Below are 20253 nucleotides of genomic sequence, written 5' to 3' on the forward strand. Positions count from 1 at the left end.
CCCATCCGGTTATACACTGTCGCAAATTGCCGGAGCCGAACATGAAAGACTGGCTGGACGAGATCAAGTGGGACAGTGACGGCCTGGTGCCGGCCATTGCCCAGGACTACAAGACCGGGCGCGTACTGATGATGGCCTGGATGAACCGCGAGGCCCTGAGCCTCACCGCCACTGAGCAGCGCGCCATTTACTGGTCACGTTCGCGTGGCAAACTGTGGCGCAAGGGCGAAGAGTCCGGGCATGTGCAGACCCTGCACGAGATGCGCATCGACTGCGACGCCGACGTGGTGATCCTCAAGGTCGAGCAAATCGGCGATATCGCCTGCCACACCGGCCGTCACAGCTGCTTCTATCGCGTGTTCGAGAATGGCGAATGGAAGGTTGTGGAACCGGTGCTCAAAGACCCGCACGCCATTTACTCGGCAGGACACTGAACATGAGCGATACCCTGAACCGTGTGGCCCAGGTGCTGGAAGACCGCAAAGGCGCGGATGCCGACAGCTCCTATGTCGCCAGCCTGTACCACAAGGGCCTGAACAAGATTCTGGAAAAACTTGGCGAAGAATCCATCGAGACGATCATCGCCGCCAAAGACGCGCAGATCAGCGGTGATTGCAGCGATGTGATCTACGAAACCGCTGACTTATGGTTCCACAGTCTGGTCATGCTCGCCCAACTGGGGCAGCATCCGCAGGCCGTGCTGGATGAACTGGACCGTCGCTTCGGCTTGTCCGGGCACGTCGAAAAGGCCTCGCGCCCGTCCGCCTGAATAACTTTTACAGAGGAATTGCAGCATGGGCATTTTTGACTGGAAACACTGGATCGTCATTCTCGTGGTGGTCGTTCTGGTATTCGGCACCAAGAAACTCAAGAACCTGGGCACCGACGTAGGCGAGTCGATCAAGGGCTTTCGCAAAGCCATGAACGATGATGAAAAGCCCGTCGACCCGGTGGTCAACCCGGTACCTCCGGCCCAGCCTGTGCACCCGCAGGCGACCCAGCCGATCACCGAGCGTCGTACCTTCGACGTGCAGGCTGAAAAAGTCGAAGAGCCGACCCGCAAAGACTCGTGAGCACTGACTAATGTTTGGTATCAGCTTCTCTGAACTGCTCCTCGTCGGCCTCGTGGCCCTGCTGGTACTGGGGCCGGAACGCCTGCCCGGTGCCGCACGCACGGCCGGCCTTTGGATCGGGCGCCTGAAACGCAGTTTCAACGCCATCAAACAGGAAGTTGAACGGGAAATCGGCGCCGACGAGATCCGCCGCCAACTGCACAACGAACATATTCTGTCGTTGGAGCAGGAAGCGCGGAAGATTTTGTCGCCGGTGCAAGAGCCGCCCAAACCGGCCGAGCACAGCATCGCACCACCGCCCGTGGCCGACGTTGCACCGGTGGTGGAACACACCCCCGCGCCGCCCGCTCACACCCCGACCGAGCCAGCGTCGACGCCCGTTGCGTCGCCCGCTCCCCATGACCCTACATTGCCGCCGCGAGCCCCATGAGCGCTGATAAACCGGAAGACGACCATCACATGCCGCTGGTCTCGCACCTCACCGAGCTGCGTACCCGCCTGCTGCGTTGCGTAGCGGCCATCTTCATCATCTTTGCCGGGCTGTTCGCCTTCACCCAGCAAATCTATACCTTCGTCTCCACGCCGCTGCGCCAGTACCTGCCGGCCGGCGCGACGATGATCGCCACCGACGTGTCGTCGCCGTTCCTGACGCCGTTGAAGCTGACCATGATGGTCTCGCTGTTCCTGGCGATCCCGGTGATCCTGCATCAGATCTGGGGCTTTATCGCACCGGGCCTGTACAAGCACGAGAAGCGCATCGCGGTGCCGTTGCTGGTGTCGAGCATCCTGCTGTTCTACACCGGCATGGCCTTCGCCTACTTCCTGGTGTTCCCGCTGATCTTCAAATTCTTCGCCGCCGCCACCCCGGCCGGCGTGGAAATGATGACCGACATCACCAGCTACCTCGACTTCGTGATGACGCTGTTCTTCGCCTTCGGCGTGGCCTTTGAAATCCCGGTGGCCGTGGTGCTGCTGGTGTGGATTGGTGTGGTCGACGTCAAATACCTGAAGAAAGTCCGCCCGTACGTCATCATCGGCTGCTTCGTGGTCGGCATGATCCTCACGCCGCCGGACATCTTCTCGCAGACCCTGCTGGCTGTGCCGATGTGGATGCTGTTCGAAATCGGCATCCTGTTTGGCAGCCTGATCAGCAAGCGTGGCGACCACCCGGATGACCAACCCGCCGACGACGACCAGCCGCCAGCGACGCAGCCGTGAACCTGCTGCTGCTTGAAGAGGCCGACTTTATCGCGGCCGACCGGGTGATATTGCGTGATCGGCGCCTGGTGCACATGCAGGAAGTCCACCGCGCTGCGGTGGGCGACAACCTGCGCGTGGGCCGTATCGGCGGCCTGATGGGCAATGCGCAACTGCTGCGCCTGGAAGCCCTCGAAGCAGAGCTGCAAGTCAGCTTCGACCAACCGCCGCCGACCAAACTGCCCCTGACCCTGCTGCTCGCCCTGCCACGCCCCAAGATGCTGCGCCGGGTGCTGCAAACCGTGGCGGCGATGGGCGTACCGAAGGTGGTATTGGTCAACAGTTACCGGGTTGAAAAGAGCTTCTGGCAAACCCCGTTTCTGGAGCCTGGGGCGATTCGCGAGCAACTGATCCTCGGCCTGGAACAGGCACGGGACACCGTCCTGCCCGAAATCGTTATCGAAAAACGCTTCAAACCGTTTGTCGAAGATCGCCTGCCGGCCATGACCGAAGGCACCCTGGGCCTGATCGGCCATCCCGGTGATTACCCGGCCTGCCCCCGTGGGCTGGATACGCCTGTGACCCTGGCCATCGGCCCGGAAGGTGGCTGGATTCCTTACGAAGTGGACCTGCTGGCCAAGGCCGGCTTGCAACCGGTGCAACTTGGGGCACGAATCCTGCGCGTAGAAACCGCCGTCACCGCCCTGCTCGCCCGCCTCTTCTAACAACGCCAAACCCTGTGGGCGCGGGCTTGCTCGCGATAACGGTGGATCAGTCAGCCTATCTGCCACTGGTACACCGCTATCGCGAGCAAGCCCGCTCCCACATTGGATTGGCGTCGCTACAGAATCTTCCTACGCGGCCGATAGCCTCTGAATAAGTCCAAGCCTTGTTCAAAGGGAGTTCGCCGTATGTATCGTTGGTTAGCCGAAAAACTGGGGAATGTGAGCGTCAATCGCAAGCTGAGCATTGGCTTTGGCCTGGTGTTGGTCCTGACGCTGTTGACCACCTTCACCGGTTGGACCGGCCTGGGTGATGTGATCAGTCGCGGCGACAAACTGGGCTTCATCTCCAGCCTCAACGGCCTGACCAAAGACCTGCGCCTGGCGCGCCTGGACTTCGAAATGCGTCGCGGCGAACAGGGCACGGATGCGGTCAACGGCCTGCTCACACAGCTGGACAACGGCCTGAAAACCGCGCAAGCCCTGATCGAGCAACCCGATGACAAGGCCCTGGTAGAACAACAGCTGGACGCCTTGAACCAATACAAAAAGGCCTTCACCACCATGGTGCAGGCGGGACTGAAGCGTGAAGGCGCCCGCAGCAAGCTCGGCGACACCGCCGACAACGCCGTGGCCAAGATCAACGAGATCGAAGCCGCCTTGCTGCAAGGCGATAGCGTCACGCAGTTCAACAGCGTGGTCGACCTGAGCAAGCTGGTCCAGCAATCACGCTTCCAGGTTCGCGGCTACACCTACAGCGGCAAGACGGAGGCCGAACAGCCTGCCCTGGACGCTATCGATAACGCCCTGAAGAAAATCACCGAACTCCAAGGCCAATTGCCGGCCCAGTTTCAGGCCAATCTGCAAGAGGCCGGCGTCTCGCTGCAAGCCTACCGCGCCGCCGTCAGCCAATACCGCGACTCCCAGGTCGCCAGCGCTGCTGCCCTGAAAATCATGACCGCCCAAGGCGATATTCTGCTGGGCCACAGTGAGAAACTCACCACCTCGCAAACCGCCGTGCGCGATGCCGACGCCGCACACGCCAAACAACTGCTGCTGCTGGCCACCGTGCTGGCGCTGATCTTCGGCATGGTCGCCGCCTGGGCCATCACCCGTCAGATCGTCATTCCGCTGAACCAGACCCTCAATGTCGCTGAACGCGTAGCCTCCGGCGACCTGAGCCACAATCTGAACTCCGCGCGCCAGGACGAACTGGGCCAACTGCAACGCGCCATGCAAAGCATGACGGTCGGCCTGCGCGAATTGATCGGCGGCATCAGCGACGGCGTCACCCAGATCGCCAGCGCCGCCGAGCAACTGTCCGCCGTGACCGAGCAGACCAGCGCCGGGGTCAACAGCCAGAAGATCGAGACCGACCAGGTCGCCACCGCCATGAATGAAATGGCTGCGACCGTGCAGGAAGTGGCGCGCAACGCCGAGGAAGCCTCGGAAGCCGCCGTCGCCGCTGATCAGCAGGCCCGCGAGGGTGACAAGGTGGTCGGTGAAGCCATCGCCCAGATCGAGCGTTTGGCTACCGAGGTCGGCAATTCCACCGAGGCCATGAGCCATCTGAAACGCGAAAGCGACAAGATCGGCAGCGTGCTCGACGTGATCAAATCGGTGGCCCAGCAAACCAACTTGTTGGCACTCAACGCCGCGATTGAAGCGGCGCGTGCCGGTGAAGCCGGCCGCGGCTTCGCGGTGGTGGCCGATGAGGTGCGCAGCCTGGCCCAGCGCACCCAGAAGTCCACCGAAGAGATCGAAGAGCTGATCGTCGGCCTGCAAAGCGGCACCCAACAGGTAGCCACCATCATGGACAACAGCCGTGGCCTCACCGACAGCAGCGTCGAACTGACTCGTCGAGCCGGCAACGCACTGGGCAATATCACCCGCACGGTCTCGACCATTCAGGCGATGAACTCGCAGATTGCCACCGCCGCCGAGCAACAAAGCGCCGTGGCCGAAGAGATCAACCGCAGCGTGCTGAATGTGCGTGATGTCTCTGAACAAACCTCTTCGGCCAGTGAAGAAACTGCTGCATCCAGTGCGGAACTGGCGCGCCTGGGGATTTACCTGCAAACCCTGGTCGGCCGCTTCAAGGTTTGATCCCGTCGCGACGGCCATCATGGCCGTCGCCCTCACAGCTTGTGAAATTTCCTACGCGTTTTTCAGGTCGTGGATTACACACCTGGCGCCGAATAAAAGTAGCGTTTCAACTTCCCTGGCCCATGTCAGCCGGACCGTCGAAACGCTCCTTTTGATTCGTTGGAGGTTTACCATGATTCGTCCACTGATCCGCCTGTTAGGCAATCTCGGCATCACACTCAAACTTGCCCTGGGCTTTGGCCTGGTGCTCTGTCTTAGCCTGGTTATCGCGTCCACGGGCTGGCAGGCGTTGAACGCCTCGCTCGCACGCTCTCAGAAGCTGACCATCCTCTCGCAACTGGCTGTCGTCGGCGAAGAGCTGCGCGCCGATCGTATCGTTTACCGAACCCTCAGCGACCCGGCGAGCCTGGTCAAGATTGGTTTGCACATCGAAAAAATCGACGGTCTGCTGACGACGGTGTCACCGCTTTTTTCCGATCCGGTCAATCAACAGCAGGTGCAACAAAGCCGCCGCTTTGCGACCAGTTTCAAAACAGCCTTGGGTGGCCTGGAAAACTTGATCAAGCTGCGCGAAACCGCGCTGGAACAGCTCAAACTTGGCGCAGTACAGGCCAGCGATGCCCTGGCGCAGTTGTCCAGTGACCTGCCCAATCAGGACGACGAAAAAGCCCTCGATGCCGTAGAACAACTGCGTCAAGCCATGGAGCAAGCCGAAGATCGCGCGCGCAATCCTGCCTGGGCTTCGGCTTCGTTGGACAGTTACGCCAAAGGCGTCGATGAATCGATCCAGGCGCTTGACCGTGCAGAGGCCGCCGTGATGACACTGCCCGTTAACAACGTCGCGCTAAAGAGCACGTTGCTCGACTATCGCACGCAACTGGCGCGGCTCAAGGACGCACAGCTCACCACCGAGACCACCCAGAACCAGCTTGAGCAATGGCTGGATCAGTTGCTCACGGAAAGCGACCAGTTGAGCCAGGACCAAACCGCCAAACGCGACCAAGAAGCGGGTATCGCTCGCACCTTACTGCTCAATGTCACCGTAGCGGCGCTGTTAGTGGGTGCACTGGCCGCTTGGCTGATCGCCGTGCAGATCGTCAAACCGTTGCAACACGCGCTGTTGGCGGCCAATCGAGTCGCCCAGGGCGATCTAAGCCAGGACATCACAACCACTCGCCGGGATGAACTGGGCCAGCTGCAACGCAGCATCGGACAAATGACGGTCAACCTGCGCGGCTTGGTCGGCGGCATCGGCGATAGCGCGCGACAGATCGCCAGCGCTGCCGAGCAGTTGTCCAGCGTGACCGAACACTCGCGCGTCGGCGTCGAAGAGCAGAAACAGGAAACCGAACAGGTGGCCACGGCCATGAATGAAATGCTCGCCACCTCCCAGGAAGTTGCACGCCACGCCGAGCAAGCCTCGAACGCCGCCATCGAAGCCGATCAACAGGCAAGCGCGGGCGACCAGGTGGTGGCCGAGGCGATTGCTCAGATCGAGCACCTGGCCCAAGAGATGGCTCACTCAAGCCAGGCCATGCAAGGGCTGCGGCAGGAAAGCCAGAAGATCGGCAGTGTGCTGGAGGTGATCAAGTCGGTCTCGGAGCAAACCAACTTGCTGGCCCTCAACGCCGCCATCGAAGCCGCTCGCGCCGGTGAAGCCGGTAGAGGTTTTGCGGTAGTTGCCGATGAGGTACGCAGCCTCGCGCAACGCACCCAGCAGTCGGCCGAGGAAATTGAAGAGCTGATCGGCAGCCTGCAACGAGGCACACAGCGGGTCGCCGACATCATGGACAACAGTCGCAGCCTCACCGATAACAGCGTGCAACTAACCCGCCGCGCGGGGGACGCCCTGGCCAATATCACCCGCACGGTCTCCGTGATCCAGGAGATGAACCCCCAGATTGCCGCCGCTGCCGAGGAGCAAACGGCGGTTGCGGAAGAGATCAATCGCAGCGTGCTGAAGGTCAAGGATGTGTCGGAACAGACCTCGACCGCCAGTCAGGAGACCGCAGCGGCCAGTGTCGAACTGGCGCGCCTGGGCTCGGATTTGCAAGGCTGGGTGGGCAAGTTCACGGTGTAGAACCGTTACAGCACCTGACGCAGGAAGGCCTGGGCCCGTGGGTCTTTCGGCGCATCGAAGAACTCGGCCGGGGCCGCATCTTCCAGCAACTTGCCGTGATCGAAGAACAGCACCCGGTCCGCCACTTCGCGGGCAAAACCCATCTCGTGGGTGACGCAGACCATGGTCATGCCTTCCAGCGCCAGGGTCTTCATCACGTCCAGCACTTCGCCGACCATTTCCGGGTCCAGCGCCGAGGTGGGCTCATCAAACAGCATCACCTTGGGCTCCATGGCCAACGCGCGGGCGATCGCCACCCGCTGTTGCTGGCCACCGGACAACCGTGAGGGGAACTCGTTGGCCTTTTGCGCAATGCCGACTTTTTCCAGCAGCGCCAATGCCTTGGCTTCACGCTCTTGCTTGCCGCGCTTGCGCACGACTTTTTGCGCCAGGCACAGGTTTTCCAGCACGGTCATGTGGGGGAACAGGTTGAAGTGCTGGAACACCATGCCGACTTCGCGGCGATAGGCGTTCACATCAGTTTTCGGGTCGGCCAGTTGCAGGCCGTCGATGCTCACCGAGCCTGCGTCAAACTCCTCCAACCCGTTAAGGCAGCGCAGAAAGGTGGATTTTCCCGAACCCGAAGGGCCGATCACCACCAGCACTTCACCCTTGGCGACTTGGGTGGTGACGTGGTCCACCGCGCGCACCACGTGGCCACGGGTGTCGAAGACTTTTACCAGATCGCGGACTTCAATCACTTTGCGCGAGCCTCCGCTCAAGCCGGCTGGCCATTTTCGACAGCGGCAGGTTGATCAGCAGGTACAGGCCTGCCACACAGAACAGGATTTCAAACGGCGAAAACGAGGTGGTGATGACTTCACGACCACTTTTGAGCAACTCGGTAATCGCGATCACCGACACCAGGGACGTGTCTTTCACCAGGCTGATAAATTGCCCGGCCAGCGGCGGCAACACGCGCTTGAACGCTTGCGGCAACACCACGTGGCGCATCGACTGGCTGGCACTCAACCCCAGGGACCGTGCGGCTTCGTTCTGGCCACGGGTGATGGACTGCACGCCGGCGCGGACAATTTCCGCCACGTAAGCGCCGGTGAACAGCGACAACGCGGCGATCCCGGCGAATTCCCGGGACAGGTTGAGCACCGTCCCGATGAAGAAATAGAAAATAAAGATTTGCACCAATAGCGGCGTTCCGCGCACCAGTTCGACGTAGATCGTCGATAGATCGCGCAAGGTCGGGTTGCTGGACAGACGGCACAAGCCGGTTGCCAGGCCAATCACCAGCCCCAGAATTCCGGAGATGACCGACAGCCACAAGGTGGTCCACAAGCCCCACATCAGCGGGCCAAGCGCCCAATGCCGGGTTACGCCAATAACATCGCCTTCGGCCACGTCGTCACCGCGCGCCACTTGCAGGCTATTGTCGGCAACCGTCAGCTTTTGTTCGGCACCGGCATCATTGCGCAGGGTCACTTCGGCTACGTCGCCTTTACGCACCAGTTCAATGACCGTGGAGATGTCGGCTGCACGCTGGGAGGTTTCGGCCTGATAGGCGAAGTACTGCGGTACGCGGTTCCAGCGCCATTCGTAGGACATCAGCGAGGTGGCGTAGTACAACGCGCCAGCCAGGCCAACCAGCACGACCACGGTCAGCAGGTGCCAGGGCCATTGGGCTTTTTTCTGTTTCATTTCAGCTTCCGGGATTGATGTCGCCTGTCAGGCCGCTTTCGCGAGCAAGCCCGCTCCCACATTTTGACCGCATTCTCATGTTGGAACTCGGTCAAGTGTGGGAGCGGGCTTGCTCGCGAAAGGCGCGACTCGGTATTCAGACTGGCTTATTCCATGTCCTTGAGCCACTCGGAGCTCTTGAACCACTTGTCATGGATACGATCGTAGGTGCCGTCGTTACGGATCTGGTGCAGGAAGTTGTTGATGTAGTTGAGGCTGTCGTAATCGCCCTTTTTCAGGCCGAATGCCAACGGTTCGAAGGTGAAGGGCTCGTCCAGGAACACCAGCTTGCCGTTGCCGACTTTTTTCTCGGCAACCACGTTGTACGGAGCGTCATACACAAAGGCATCGGCCTTGCCATTGACCACGTCCAGCACGCCTTCCTGCTCATTGTCATAGCCGTGGTACTTGGCTTTGGAAATCATCTTTTTGGCGATCATCTCACCCGTGGTGCCGAGCTTCGAGGTCAGGCGGTATTTCTCGTCGTTCAGGTCTTTGTAGGACTTGATGGTGCCTTCCAGGTCTTTGCGAATCAGCAACGTCTGGCCAACCACGATGAAGGGTTCGCTGAAGTTCAGGCGCAGGTTACGTTCCTGGGTCAGGGTCATGCCGCTGCCGATCATGTCGAACTTGCCGGTCAGGAACGCAGGGATGATGCCGTCATAACCGGTGGACACCAGCTCCAGTTTGACGCCCATGGACTTGGCCATGGCCTTGAGGATGTCGACTTCGAAACCGATGATTTCACCGCGCTTGTCTGTCATTTCGAACGGCATGTAGGTCGGGTCCATGCCGACCTTCAGCGTGCCGCGCTTGACCGCATCGTCGATGGCGCCAGCGTGCGCTGCAGTGACGGCGACCAGCGCGGTGACGCCGAGCATCAGCCTCGAAAGATACTTTTTCATCATCAAGTCCCCTGAACGATTTATTGTAAGGTCGGCGCGCAAAAGGGCTGCACCATTTCGGGGTGCGATCCTAACCCACTCGCTCCCCGTCACAAAGGTTTCACGGGTAAATGTTATCGGCGTATGTCGGAAAAGCCCCACAACGGTGCAGCGAAACACGGGGGATAGACACGTCTGCAGAGAGGATCGGCAACTGATTGATGTGTAAGCAGTTATGACGATCAGTCCATCTCCCCGACCCAGGCGGTGTCCTTGAACCACTTGTCATGGAGCCGATCGTAGGTGCCATCCTGCGCTATTTGATTGAGGAAATGATTGATCCAGTTAAGGCTGTCGTAATCACCTTTCTTCAGGCCGAATGCCAGGGGCTCAAAGGTAAACGGCTGCTCAAGTGCAAAAAGTGTGTGGTTTTCCGGCCTGGCCATCGCAATCAGGTTGTAGGGTGCGTCATGAATGAAAGCATCGGCCTTGCCCTCCACCACCTGCCGCACGCCTTCTTCCGGGGTGGCGAAACTGCGCAGGCGAGCGGCGCCCAGAAAACGTTGCGCCGCGGCTTCCCCCGTGGTGCCTTCGATGGCGACGATCCGGTAACCCGCCTCATCCAGGTCTTCTATGCTGGAAACCTTGCCGGCAAGGCTCGGATGCAGCAGTACGGTCTGGCCCACCACAATAAAGGAGTCGCTGAAATTCAGCTTGAGGTTGCGCTCCTGGGTCACCGTCATACCGCTGCCAATCAGATCAAACTTTTTCGCCATCAGCCCCGGCAACAACTCGGTATAGGGCACCGCCACCAGTTCCAGCTCGACGCCCAAGGCATGGCTCATCGCCTGGAGCAAGTCGATCTCAAAGCCTACGATGCGCCCCTGCTTGTCCATCATTTGAAAGGGCACGTAGGTGGGCGTGGTGCCGACTTTAAGCACTCCACGCCGAACGGCATCATCTAGGACGCCGGCATTCACCCAGCCGGTATATGCCAATGCGACAACGCCGATCAGCCACGCCGAACAATACCTTTTGATCATGAATCCCCCTGCGGCCTCGTCAATGTGGGGGGCGATGCTACCCCAGCAAAAGGCACGACAATACGTCTCGAACAAAGGTCTTTTGTTTCGAAATAACAAGGGGTTAGGGCTAAGAGGAAGAAGCGTGAAACGCTGTAGGACCAGCGCTTCGAACACCCCCGAGGTGAGCCCTCGGGGGCGTCTGAATCAGGCCAGTTGGGCCTGGGACGACAGCGGTTGCAGCGGCAGCAATGGCGCGTGCGGATCAGCTTTGATCGATTCACGCCAAGCGCCGAGCCACTCGGCGTGGCCTTCGCTCCACACCTGCTGGTGCAGACGAGCCAGGGCCACCGGGTCACTGAGCAGCGCCAGGCGCTCGCCGTTGTTGAGGCCGGCAGGGCCGACTTTCAACGCGTGGCGGACACGCTCCTGACGCAGGTGCTCGATCGGCTCCGCCTCACGGTGACGCGAGGTCGCCAGGGCGCAGGCCAAGGCGTTTTGCTGCGGGTCGACCACCGAACGCACAAACCCGTCATTGAGGGCGTGCCAACGGTTTTCGTGGGTGTACTTCTCGGTCGACAACAGGGCTTGCGGCGGATTGTATTCCTCGGGGATCAGGAACAGGCTCTCGTCGCGGGACTTGAGGCCCAGCTTGACCCGGCTGGAAATCACCGACACTGGAATCGACAGCATCAGCGAACCCACGATCGGGATCAGCCACCACAAGAAGCTTGGGTTCAACCACACCACCAACAGCGCCCACAGGAAGCCGAGCAGGGTTTGTGGACCGTGGCGCTTGACGGCCTCGCTCCATGGCGTGGAATCGTCGTCACGCTGCGGCGAGTTCCAGGTCGCAGCCCAGCCGAGGAACGCGGCGAGCACGAAACGGGTGTGGAAGATCATCCGCACCGGCGCCAGCAGCATGGAGAACAGCATCTCCAGCAGCATCGACAAGGTCACCTTGAACTTGCCACCGAACTCTTTCGCGCCCTTGGCCCAGATCAGGATGATGCTCAGCAATTTAGGCAGGAACAGCAGCACAATGGTGGTGGAGAACAGCGCCACAGCCTTGTCCGGATGCCATTGCGGCCACAGCGGGTACAACTGGCGTGGCGCCATGAAGTACTGCGGCTCCATCAGGGTGTTCACCGCCAGCAACGCCGTCGACAACACCAGGAAGAAGAACCACAGCGGCGCCGACAGGTAGGACATCACGCCAGTCAGGAACACCGCGCGGTGCACCGGGTGCATGCCTTTTACCAGGAACAGGCGGAAGTTCATCAGGTTACCGTGGCACCAGCGACGGTCACGCTTGAGTTCATCCAGCAGGTTCGGCGGCAGCTCTTCATAGCTGCCCGGCAGGTCGTAGGCAATCCACACGCCCCAACCGGCACGGCGCATCAGCGCTGCTTCAACGAAGTCGTGGGAAAGAATCGCACCGGCAAACGCACCTTTACCCGGCAACGGCGCGAGGGCGCAGTGCTCGATAAAGGGCTTCATGCGGATAATGGCGTTATGGCCCCAGTAGTGCGACTCACCCAACTGCCAGAAGTGCAGACCGGCCGTAAACAGCGGGCCGTACACGCGAGTGGCGAATTGCTGCATGCGCGCATACAGGGTGTCCATGCCCGACGCACGTGGCGCGGTCTGGATAATCCCGGCATCCGGCGTGGCTTCCATCAGGCGCACCAAGCTGGTCAGGCATTCGCCGCTCATCACGCTGTCGGCGTCGAGCACCACCATGTATTTGTAGTCACCGCCCCAACGACGGCAGAAGTCGTCGAGGTTGCCGCTCTTGCGCTTTACGCGACGGCGACGACGGCGATAGAAGATCTTGCCGAAACCACCCGCTTCGCGGCACACGTCGAGCCAGGCTTGCTGTTCGGCGATGCAGATGTCGGCTTCGTTACTGTCACTGAGGACGAAGAAATCGAAGCGATCCAGGTCGCCCGTGGCGGCTACCGATTCAAACGTCGCGCGCAGACCGGCAAATACCCGGGGCACGTCTTCGTTGCAGATCGGCATCACCAACGCTGTACGGGCATCTTTCGGAATCGGCTCGTCCCCGGCACTTTTACCGGAGATCCGGTATTTATCGTGACCGGTGAGCAATTCGAGAAAGCCCATCAGCGCGGTCCAGAAACCGGCCGACACCCAGCAGAACAAGATCCCGAACATGATCAGGATGCTGGTTTGCAGGGCGTAAGGCAGTACCTGGGTGGCGGTTTGCAGCAGGGTCTGATTGCGAACCTCGTCGAAGTCGACCAGCGACCAGCCCTGGTACGGCATGATGCCTTTCATGTACCAGCCGGCGACGATGGTCTGGCCGAGCATCAGCACCAGCAAGATATAGCGACGGATCGAACCCACGGTACGCCAGCGAGCCGCTGGCAATACACGCTCGTCCTTCGGCGGGGCCGGAGGGTTGGTACGACCGGTCATCCGGCGCCAACCGCGCACCAGGATGTTGGTACGCCAAGGCTCGGGCACCACTTTGGTCCGACGGATCGGAGGCGTGGCTTTCAGGCAAACACGGCCACTGGCGTCGAGCGCCAGCATTTCCGCATCTTGCAGCTCTTCAGCGGTGTTGAGGGTCAGCCGACGGCCAACCGACGCTTGGGCAGCGTCGGTAGGTGCGTCGAAGGTTGCGGACGACAAACGTTGGTGCAGCTCGCTGAAGGAAGTGCAGCCCGCCAGTTCGGCGCGCTGCTCTGCGGTCATCGGGAGGTGCGCCAGGTACTCGGACAGAGTCTCGGGCGTAACTTGAGAATTACTCATCGGCAGGCAACTGATAGCTCCAGGTCTCGGTCAGGACATGTTCTGTCTTGGCCTGATCTGGGTTAGAGAGTGGAGTGGCTGAGGCAGCGTCTGGCTGCTTAGCTTCCTTGTCTTTCGCGTCTTTAGCTTCTTTAGCTTCTTTAGCTTCTTTCTTGGCCTGTTTCTCGTGTTGCTTGGCCAAAAGCTTGTCGGCTTTGAGCACCTGGGTCGAGACCTTCTCAGGCTCAGGTTTCACGATGTCCTCAACCAGTGCGGCACGCATTTCGGTCGGCTTGCCTGCGTCCTTGATCTTCATGCGCAGGGTCAGGCGCCAGCCTTTGGTGTGCTCGTTGTAGCGCACACTGTTTTCAACGATTTCGGCGTTGTCGCCAACACTCACCTGGCTGCGAACCGGGGCATCCGCAGGCAGGTTCTTCAGGGCCGGGCCCTCGAAGTCCACCAGGTAAGCCACGCTGCCGTCAGGCTGACGGATCAGGTTGGATTGCTTCACGTCACCCGTGGAACGCAGGGTTTGCTTGACCCAGGCGCTGTCGGCCGGGTGCAGGGCTTTTTCGTCCATGGTCCAGTGCAGGCGGTAGCTGACGTCCAGCGGCTCGCCGACTTTCGGCAGCTCGGCCGGGCTCCAGAACGCAACGATGTTGTCGTTGGTTTCGTCGGCGGTCGGAATCTCTACCAAGTCGACGGAACCCTTGCCCCAGTCGCCTTCAGGCTCGATCCAGGCGCTTGGGCGCTTGTCGTAGTTGTCGTCCAGGTCTTCGTAGTGACTGAAGTCGCGGCCACGTTGCAGCAAGCCGAAACCACGCGGGTTCTCGACGCTGAAGTTGCTGACAGACAGGTGTTTAGGGTTGTTCAGTGGGCGCCAGATCCACTCGCCGTTGCCGGCATGGATCGACAGACCGCTGGAGTCGTGCAGTTCACGACGGTAATTAAGCACTTTCGACGGCTGGTTGGCGCCGAACAGGTACATGCTGGTCAACGGGGCAATGCCCAGCTTGGTGACCTTGTCGCGCAGGAACATCTGCGATTTGACGTCGACAACGGTGTCGGTGCCAGGGCGCAGGGTCAGGCGATAGGCGCCGGTCGCGCGTGGCGAATCCAGCAAGGCGAAGATCACCAGCTGTTTTTCGCCCGGTTTTGGACGCTCGATCCAGAACTCGGTGAAACGCGGGAACTCTTCACCGGACGGCAATGCAGTGTCGATCGCCATGCCACGGGCGGACAGGCCATAGGACTGGCCTTTGCCGACGACGCGGAAGTAGCTGGCGCCGAGCATGGTCATGATTTCGTCTTGCTTGTCGTCTTTGTTGATCGGGTAAAGCACACGGAAACCGGCGTAACCCAGTTGTTCGGTGGACTTTGGATCATATTTCACGTCGCCGAAATCGAAACGAGTCGGGTCGTATTTGATTTCATGAACGCTGTCGGTGGTCACTTCGTTGATTTTCACCGGCGTGTCGAAGTGCATGCCCTGGTGATAGAAGGACAGTTTGAACGGCGTGTTCTGGTCGGCCCATTCGGCTTTTTCGTTACGGAAACGAATCTTCTGATAGTCGGCGAATTTCATTTCGCGAAATTCGTTCGGCAGATTGCTGCGCGGAGCTTCGTATTTCTGCCCGGCCAGCTCTTTTGCCTTGGCCGACACATCATCCAGACTGAATGCCCACAGTTGACCCGCGCCGAACAGGCAAAACAGGGCAGAGCCCGTTACCAGTGCGTTTCGTAACCGTTTGGCAGACAATTTTGGTGCATTACAGGGACTAACAATCACGAGCAACCCTCGCCGAAAACAGATCAAAAAACCAACGGCCAGCTATCTATATGCCAGGTTGGCGAGCATTGTTCCGACTCCCTTGGGTCAAAATGATTCCCCAATGGTCGCCGGACAAGTCTCTACCTAAGTCAAAAATGGACCAAACAACGCTGATCCCCGTAGCGCGCGATTATCTAGTAGCCCGCGAAACAACGCATCAGGGACAACGAAGTATTTGTAGCGAAACCCTGCGTTTTTAGGCATTAAAGTCGTTTTTAATACATTCATGTCTGTAAGAGGAAGGTCACAGGGCCATCATTGACCAAATGCACCTGCATATCCGCGCCAAAACGCCCTGACGCCACCTTGCCATGCAATTGTTGCGCTTGTAACAACAAGTGTTCAAAAAGCGCTGCTCCGAGTGCCGGAGGCGCCGCCGTGGAGAAGCTCGGCCGCAGCCCGCTTTTGGTATCCGCCGCCAGGGTGAACTGCGACACCAGCAACAAACCGCCACCGATATCCTTCAAGGACAAGTTCATTTTGCCCTCGTCGTCACTGAATACCCGGTAGTTAAGCAGCTTGTGCAACAGTTTGTCGGCGCTCTCGGGCGTATCTGAAGGTTCGACGGCTACCAGCACCAACAAACCCTGGTCAATTGCCCCTACGACGTCGCCCGCAACTTCGACCCGGGCGCCACGCACCCGCTGCAACAGGCCCTTCATGCTTCTTCTGGCGGCAGATCAAGCAGGCGGCGTGCCATCTCGCCGGTCGCGCGCACCAACGCATCGGTAATGCCGGGTTCGGACGCGGCATGGCCCGCTTCGCGGATCACTTGCAGCTCACTGTTGGGCCACGCCTGATGCAGCTCCCAGGCATTGTCCAGCGGGCAGATCATATCGTAGCGGCCATGAATGATTACGCCAGGCAGATGGGCGATCTTGTGCATGTCGCGAATCAGCTGGTTAGGCTCCAGGAAGGAGTCGTTGGTGAAGTAGTGGCACTCGATACGCGCAATGGACAGCGCGCGCTGCGGCTCGGAAAAACGCTCGACATGCTGCGGGCTCGGGCACAGGCCCAGCATACGGCCTTCCCAGCCGGACCAGGCTTTGGCGGCGTGCATCTGGGCGATCTGGTCGTTGCCGGTCAGGCGCTTATGGTAGGCCGCAACCATGTTGTGGCGCTCATCCGCCGGGATCGGTGCAAGGTAGTCCTGCCAGTAATCGGGGAACATGCGGCTCGCACCTTCCTGGTAGAACCAGTGGATGTCTTGCGGGCGAGCCAGGAAGATGCCGCGCAGGATCAAGCCATGCACACGCTCAGGATGGCTTTGTGCGTAGGCCAGGGAAAGGGTCGAACCCCAGGAGCCGCCGAACAGCACCCACTTTTCGATGCCCAGGTGCTCGCGGATGCGCTCAAGGTCGGCGACCAAGTCCCAGGTGGTGTTGTTTTCCAGGCTCGCGCGAGGGGTGGAGCGCCCGCAGCCACGCTGGTCAAAGGTAACGATGCGGTAAAGGTTCGGATCAAAGTAGCAGCGGCTCTGGGCGTCGCAACCGGAGCCAGGGCCTCCATGAATGAAGACGACGGGCAAGCCTTCGGGGGAGCCACTTTCATCGACATACAGCGTGTGGGTGTCATCGACTGCCAGATCGTGCCGGGCGTAGGGTTTGATCTGCGGGTACCAAGTCTGCATTGCGCGCTCCGTAGGGTGTCGGTTCATCCCTGGGGGGACGTCTATTATTTTTTGCCGTCTGGCATCATAAACCCGAATTGTGCAATGAGCATGTCCTTGAGCGCTTAGACCTGTGTCAGCCCTTCGCTCCTCAGGTAATGCAGCAGATAGTTGTACAGTTGATCCACCTCCGGCACTTGGCCGCGCGCGCGCAAGCAGCCGTGGACCAGACCCTTGCCCGGATACAGCACGGCGGACACGCCCGCCGCTTGCAGGCGTTCGGCGTAGAGCATGCCGTCATCGCGCAGCGGGTCGAACTGGGCCACGGCGATCAATGCCTTGGGCAAACCGCTGAAATTCTCGGCCAGCAGTGGCATGGCATAGGCCGACGGATTGCCGGCGCCCAGCAGGTAGAGCGCCAGGTAGCAGTCGGTGTCGGCAGTGCTAAGCAGCGGCGCATCCATGCAATCACGGCGCGACGGCAAATCAGACGCGCCGCCCAACCCCGGATAAATCAGCACTTGAGCCAAAGGCAGCGGCTGGCCGTCATCGCGCAAGCCCAGACACAGCGCCGCAGCCAGGTTGCCGCCCGCGCTGTCACCGATCACCGCCAGGCGCTGCAGGTGGATGGCGTGCGGCCCCTCGCCTGCCTGGATCGCCTGCCACACCGCGCGGCAATCCTCGTAAGCCGCCGGGAACGGGTGTTCGGGGGCCAGGCGATAATCGATGGCGATCACCAGCACCTGCAACGCATCTGCCAGCTCGAAGCAAATGAAGTCATGGGAATTCAGCCCACCGACCACCCAGCCGCCGCCGTGCATATAAAGGAGACAGGGCCAGCCCTCCGTCGGCGCCGGAGCCGTGGGTAAGTAACTGCGCACACCTACGCCGCCCAGTGCGAAGTCCGAGACTTGCAGCCCTTCAGGCTTCGGTGGCGTGAAGGCCTGGCACATACGGTTGTAGTTGTGGCGTAAGCCCGCCAGCGACGCGTCGTCACGGGTGAAGGCGTCGGTTTTGGCGACGAAGGCGCGCATCGGCGAAGAAATAGGGTATTCGGACATACGTAAATGTCTCTGACAATGGCGATCAACCTGTGGGAGCGGGCTTGCTCGCGAAAGCGGTGTATCAGCCGCCTGATGAGTTGGTTGACCCACCGTATTCGCGAGCAAGCCCGCTCCCACCTCTGCGCTGTGTTGTTTGATCTACCGTGGCCGGCTTAAGGTTTGAGGCTGGCGTGTACGGCCGCCATACCATCGCTGCCATCAAACGCCGTCACCCCGGCCAACCAGCGCTGCAAATCCTCAGGATGGTCACGCAGCCATTGCTTGGCCACATCCTGCGGCGACTGGCGCTCCATGATCGGCACCATCAACTGACTTTCCTGGGCCGCGGTGAAGGTCAAGTTCCCCAACAAGCGGTTGGCGTTGGGGCAGCGCTCGGCGAAGTCCGGCGCGGTGACGGTAGAGACGGTCGCGCGACCTTCGTCAGCGCCAAACACGTCTTCACTGCCGGTGAGGTAGGCCATTTTCATATTGATGTTCATCGGGTGCGGGGTCCAGCCGACGAACACCACGAACTCCTTGCGATTCACCGCACGCTGCACCGCCGCCAGCATGCCCGCCTCACCAGAGGCGACCAGCTTGAAGTCGCCGAGGCCGAAGTGGTTGGTGTCGATCATTTTCTGGATATCGGTATTGGCACCGCTGCCGGGCTCGATACCGTAGATCTTGCCGCCCAATTTATCCTTGAAGCGGGCGATGTCGGCAAAGGTTTTCAACCCGGCATCGGCCACGTATTGCGGCACGGCCAGGGTGGCCTGGGCGTCAGAGAGGCTGGGCGTGTCGAAGACCTTGACCTGCTGGGCGGCCACGAACGGCGCGATATTGTTGTCCATCGCCGGTTTCCAGTAGCCGAGGAAGATATCCAGGCGCTTGTCGCGGATGCCGGCAAAGATGATCTGCTGCACGGCGCTAGTCTGCTTGCTGTCGTAGCCCAGGCCGTTGAGCAGCACGTCGGCCATGCCCGAGGTCGCGATCACGTCGGTCCAACTGACCACGCCCATGCGCACGGCTTTGCAGGAGGCCGGTTCAGCGGCCATGGCTTGTGCACTCAGGAGTGCGGCGCCGATGAGGGTCAACAGGTAACGGTTGAACGGTCTTTTCATGAAAGAGGTCTCACTCGGCAGGTTTTATTGTGGGGAGTGGCGTCTGGCGCGCCCTACTCACAACCTTACCCAGCGGGACCTCTGTTAACACGACCTGTGGCGACCGGCAGTTGCACTGAGGCGACCGTGAGGCCGCCATCGCGGGCAAGCCCGCTCCCACACTTGATCGAGTTCCAACATGAGAATGCGATCAAACTGTGGGAGCGGCGGTGCGACGGTTCGACTTGCTCGCGAACGCTATTTCAGCAGCACCGAAAATTACCGGTAGTGCTTTTGCCCCCAGTTCAGGAACCCTTCCAGCAATTGCTTCAACACCACCCGCGTCGGCTCGGCCAGATCAGGCCGATAACGAAACGGCTCGAACTCTTCCATATACGCGCTCTGGCACAACTCCAATTGCACGGCATGGATATCCTGTGCCGGGTCGCCGTAGTGCCGGGTGATGTGCCCACCCTTGAAGCGCCCGTTCAGCACATGGGTGTACTGCGGATGCGTGGCGCAGATGGCTTCCAACTGGCTCGCCAGTTCAGGGTCACAGGCAGCGCCATTGAAGGTGCCAAGGTTGAAGTCCGGCAGCTTGCCGTCGAACAGGTGCGGGATCACCGAACGAATCGAGTGCGCATCAAACAGCAATGCATAGCCAAACTCAGCCTTGAGCCGCGCCAGTTCTTCTTGCAGGGCGCGGTGGTACGGGCCCCAGATCTTTTGCAGGTAGGTGGCGCGCTCCTCTGGGGAAGGCTCCAGGCCTTCGCGGAACAACGGCACCCCGTCGAACAACGTCGCCGGGTACAGCCCGGTGGTGGCACCGGCGTACAACGGCTTGTCGTCCGAAGGCCGGTTCAGGTCGATGACAAACCGCGAGTACTCGGCCGACAAGGTGCTGGCGCCCAGCTCCTCGGCAAAGTCATACAACGTGGGGATGTGCCAGTCAGTGTCCGGCAGGCTTTGCGCCTCGGGGATCAACCCGGCCTCCACCGCGGGCGTCAGGCGCAGGCCGGCGTGGGGCATGCTGATCAGCAGCGGCACGCGGCCTTGTTTGAAGTTCAGAACCTTATCCACAGCGGTACTCCTCGTTCA

Annotated in this window: 18 protein-coding genes and 2 pseudogenes; 9 read left to right on the plus strand and 11 right to left on the minus strand. The window is 60.4% G+C overall.

The window, feature by feature from the left end:
• Positions 1-41 precede the first annotated feature (41 nt).
• From hisI to ACI77D_RS01465, 9 genes and pseudogenes are all read left to right on the plus strand, one after another.
• A complete protein-coding gene (hisI, locus tag ACI77D_RS01425; protein WP_012721796.1) occupies positions 42-434 on the plus strand; it encodes a phosphoribosyl-AMP cyclohydrolase in 393 nt (130 codons plus the stop codon).
• Between the two features lie 2 nt (positions 435-436).
• Positions 437-769, plus strand: coding sequence for a phosphoribosyl-ATP diphosphatase (locus ACI77D_RS01430; RefSeq protein ID WP_053253935.1), 333 nt, complete (start codon positions 437-439; stop codon positions 767-769).
• A gap of 25 nt (positions 770-794) precedes the next feature.
• Positions 795-1073, plus strand: a complete 279-nt coding sequence (locus ACI77D_RS01435; protein WP_064450289.1) for a twin-arginine translocase TatA/TatE family subunit — start codon at positions 795-797, stop codon at positions 1071-1073.
• A gap of 10 nt (positions 1074-1083) precedes the next feature.
• On the plus strand, positions 1084-1503 hold the full coding sequence (tatB, locus tag ACI77D_RS01440) for a Sec-independent protein translocase protein TatB (RefSeq protein WP_407015920.1): 420 nt from the start codon (positions 1084-1086) through the stop codon (positions 1501-1503).
• Positions 1500-2291, plus strand: a complete 792-nt coding sequence (gene tatC / locus ACI77D_RS01445; protein ID WP_064450287.1) for a twin-arginine translocase subunit TatC — start codon at positions 1500-1502, stop codon at positions 2289-2291. The genes tatB and tatC overlap by 4 nt, the downstream gene beginning before the upstream one ends.
• A complete protein-coding gene (locus tag ACI77D_RS01450; protein ID WP_407015921.1) occupies positions 2288-2995 on the plus strand; it encodes a 16S rRNA (uracil(1498)-N(3))-methyltransferase in 708 nt (235 codons plus the stop codon). Before tatC ends, ACI77D_RS01450 begins: the two co-directional genes overlap by 4 nt.
• Before the next feature lie 186 nt (positions 2996-3181).
• A pseudogene (locus tag ACI77D_RS01455) lies at positions 3182-4240 on the plus strand (methyl-accepting chemotaxis protein); the annotation flags it as partial.
• A gap of 144 nt (positions 4241-4384) precedes the next feature.
• On the plus strand, positions 4385-5098 hold the full coding sequence (locus tag ACI77D_RS01460; RefSeq protein ID WP_407015985.1) for a methyl-accepting chemotaxis protein: 714 nt from the start codon (positions 4385-4387) through the stop codon (positions 5096-5098).
• Between the two features lie 172 nt (positions 5099-5270).
• Entirely contained in the window at positions 5271-7178 is a 1908-nt protein-coding gene (locus ACI77D_RS01465) for a methyl-accepting chemotaxis protein (RefSeq protein WP_221293730.1), read from the plus strand.
• 5 nt (positions 7179-7183) lie between these two features.
• Here ACI77D_RS01465 and ACI77D_RS01470 read toward each other — a convergent pair whose 3' ends face one another.
• From ACI77D_RS01470 to hutG, 11 genes and pseudogenes are all read right to left on the minus strand, one after another.
• Positions 7184-7918, minus strand: coding sequence for an amino acid ABC transporter ATP-binding protein (locus ACI77D_RS01470; protein WP_221293729.1), 735 nt, complete (start codon positions 7916-7918; stop codon positions 7184-7186).
• Positions 7911-8870 (minus strand): amino acid ABC transporter permease, encoded by a 960-nt coding sequence (locus tag ACI77D_RS01475; protein WP_064450282.1) that lies wholly within the window; start codon positions 8868-8870, stop codon positions 7911-7913. Before ACI77D_RS01475 ends, ACI77D_RS01470 begins: the two co-directional genes overlap by 8 nt.
• A 146-nt stretch (positions 8871-9016) precedes the next feature.
• Entirely contained in the window at positions 9017-9814 is a 798-nt protein-coding gene (locus ACI77D_RS01480) for a transporter substrate-binding domain-containing protein (protein ID WP_064450281.1), read from the minus strand.
• A 221-nt stretch (positions 9815-10035) separates the two neighbouring features.
• Complete coding sequence (locus tag ACI77D_RS01485; RefSeq protein WP_064450280.1) at positions 10036-10836, minus strand: transporter substrate-binding domain-containing protein; 801 nt, start codon at positions 10834-10836, stop codon at positions 10036-10038.
• A 169-nt stretch (positions 10837-11005) separates the two neighbouring features.
• A pseudogene (gene mdoH / locus ACI77D_RS01490) lies at positions 11006-13593 on the minus strand (glucans biosynthesis glucosyltransferase MdoH); the annotation flags it as partial.
• Positions 13586-15361: a glucan biosynthesis protein G gene (locus tag ACI77D_RS01495; protein ID WP_407015922.1), complete on the minus strand. Its 1776-nt coding sequence runs from the start codon at positions 15359-15361 to the stop codon at positions 13586-13588. The gene ACI77D_RS01495 and the pseudogene mdoH, both read right to left, overlap by 8 nt.
• Before the next feature lie 266 nt (positions 15362-15627).
• A complete protein-coding gene (gene dtd, locus ACI77D_RS01500; protein ID WP_064450278.1) occupies positions 15628-16065 on the minus strand; it encodes a D-aminoacyl-tRNA deacylase in 438 nt (145 codons plus the stop codon).
• Positions 16062-17033, minus strand: coding sequence for a prolyl aminopeptidase (gene pip, locus ACI77D_RS01505; protein ID WP_064450277.1), 972 nt, complete (start codon positions 17031-17033; stop codon positions 16062-16064). Before pip ends, dtd begins: the two co-directional genes overlap by 4 nt.
• Positions 17034-17137: 104 nt before the next feature.
• A complete protein-coding gene (locus ACI77D_RS01510; RefSeq protein WP_407015923.1) occupies positions 17138-18073 on the minus strand; it encodes an alpha/beta hydrolase in 936 nt (311 codons plus the stop codon).
• Positions 18074-18228: 155 nt separating this feature from the next.
• A complete protein-coding gene (gene choX, locus ACI77D_RS01515; protein WP_064450275.1) occupies positions 18229-19176 on the minus strand; it encodes a choline ABC transporter substrate-binding protein in 948 nt (315 codons plus the stop codon).
• 258 nt (positions 19177-19434) lie between these two features.
• Positions 19435-20235, minus strand: coding sequence for an N-formylglutamate deformylase (hutG, locus tag ACI77D_RS01520; RefSeq protein ID WP_128589513.1), 801 nt, complete (start codon positions 20233-20235; stop codon positions 19435-19437).
• Positions 20236-20253 lie beyond the last annotated feature (18 nt).

The sequence above is a fragment of the Pseudomonas sp. O39 genome (assembly GCF_045447295.1).
Taxonomy (GTDB): Bacteria; Pseudomonadota; Gammaproteobacteria; order Pseudomonadales; family Pseudomonadaceae; genus Aquipseudomonas; species Aquipseudomonas antarctica_A.

Bases quoted from the DNA above. Each gene is read 5' to 3' on its own strand.
- hisI (WP_012721796.1), top strand. From the start codon at position 42: ATGAAAGACTGGCTGGACGAGATCAAGTGGGACAGTGACGGCCTGGTG.
- ACI77D_RS01430 (WP_053253935.1), top strand. From the start codon at position 437: ATGAGCGATACCCTGAACCGTGTGGCCCAGGTGCTGGAAGACCGCAAA.
- ACI77D_RS01435 (WP_064450289.1), top strand. From the start codon at position 795: ATGGGCATTTTTGACTGGAAACACTGGATCGTCATTCTCGTGGTGGTC.
- tatB (WP_407015920.1), top strand. From the start codon at position 1,084: ATGTTTGGTATCAGCTTCTCTGAACTGCTCCTCGTCGGCCTCGTGGCC.
- tatC (WP_064450287.1), top strand. From the start codon at position 1,500: ATGAGCGCTGATAAACCGGAAGACGACCATCACATGCCGCTGGTCTCG.
- ACI77D_RS01460 (WP_407015985.1), top strand. From the start codon at position 4,385: ATGAATGAAATGGCTGCGACCGTGCAGGAAGTGGCGCGCAACGCCGAG.
- ACI77D_RS01465 (WP_221293730.1), top strand. From the start codon at position 5,271: ATGATTCGTCCACTGATCCGCCTGTTAGGCAATCTCGGCATCACACTC.
- ACI77D_RS01475 (WP_064450282.1), bottom strand. From the start codon at position 8,870: ATGAAACAGAAAAAAGCCCAATGGCCCTGGCACCTGCTGACCGTGGTC.
- ACI77D_RS01480 (WP_064450281.1), bottom strand. From the start codon at position 9,814: ATGAAAAAGTATCTTTCGAGGCTGATGCTCGGCGTCACCGCGCTGGTC.
- ACI77D_RS01485 (WP_064450280.1), bottom strand. From the start codon at position 10,836: ATGATCAAAAGGTATTGTTCGGCGTGGCTGATCGGCGTTGTCGCATTG.
- dtd (WP_064450278.1), bottom strand. From the start codon at position 16,065: ATGAAGGGCCTGTTGCAGCGGGTGCGTGGCGCCCGGGTCGAAGTTGCG.
- pip (WP_064450277.1), bottom strand. From the start codon at position 17,033: ATGCAGACTTGGTACCCGCAGATCAAACCCTACGCCCGGCACGATCTG.
- ACI77D_RS01510 (WP_407015923.1), bottom strand. From the start codon at position 18,073: ATGTCCGAATACCCTATTTCTTCGCCGATGCGCGCCTTCGTCGCCAAA.
- choX (WP_064450275.1), bottom strand. From the start codon at position 19,176: ATGAAAAGACCGTTCAACCGTTACCTGTTGACCCTCATCGGCGCCGCA.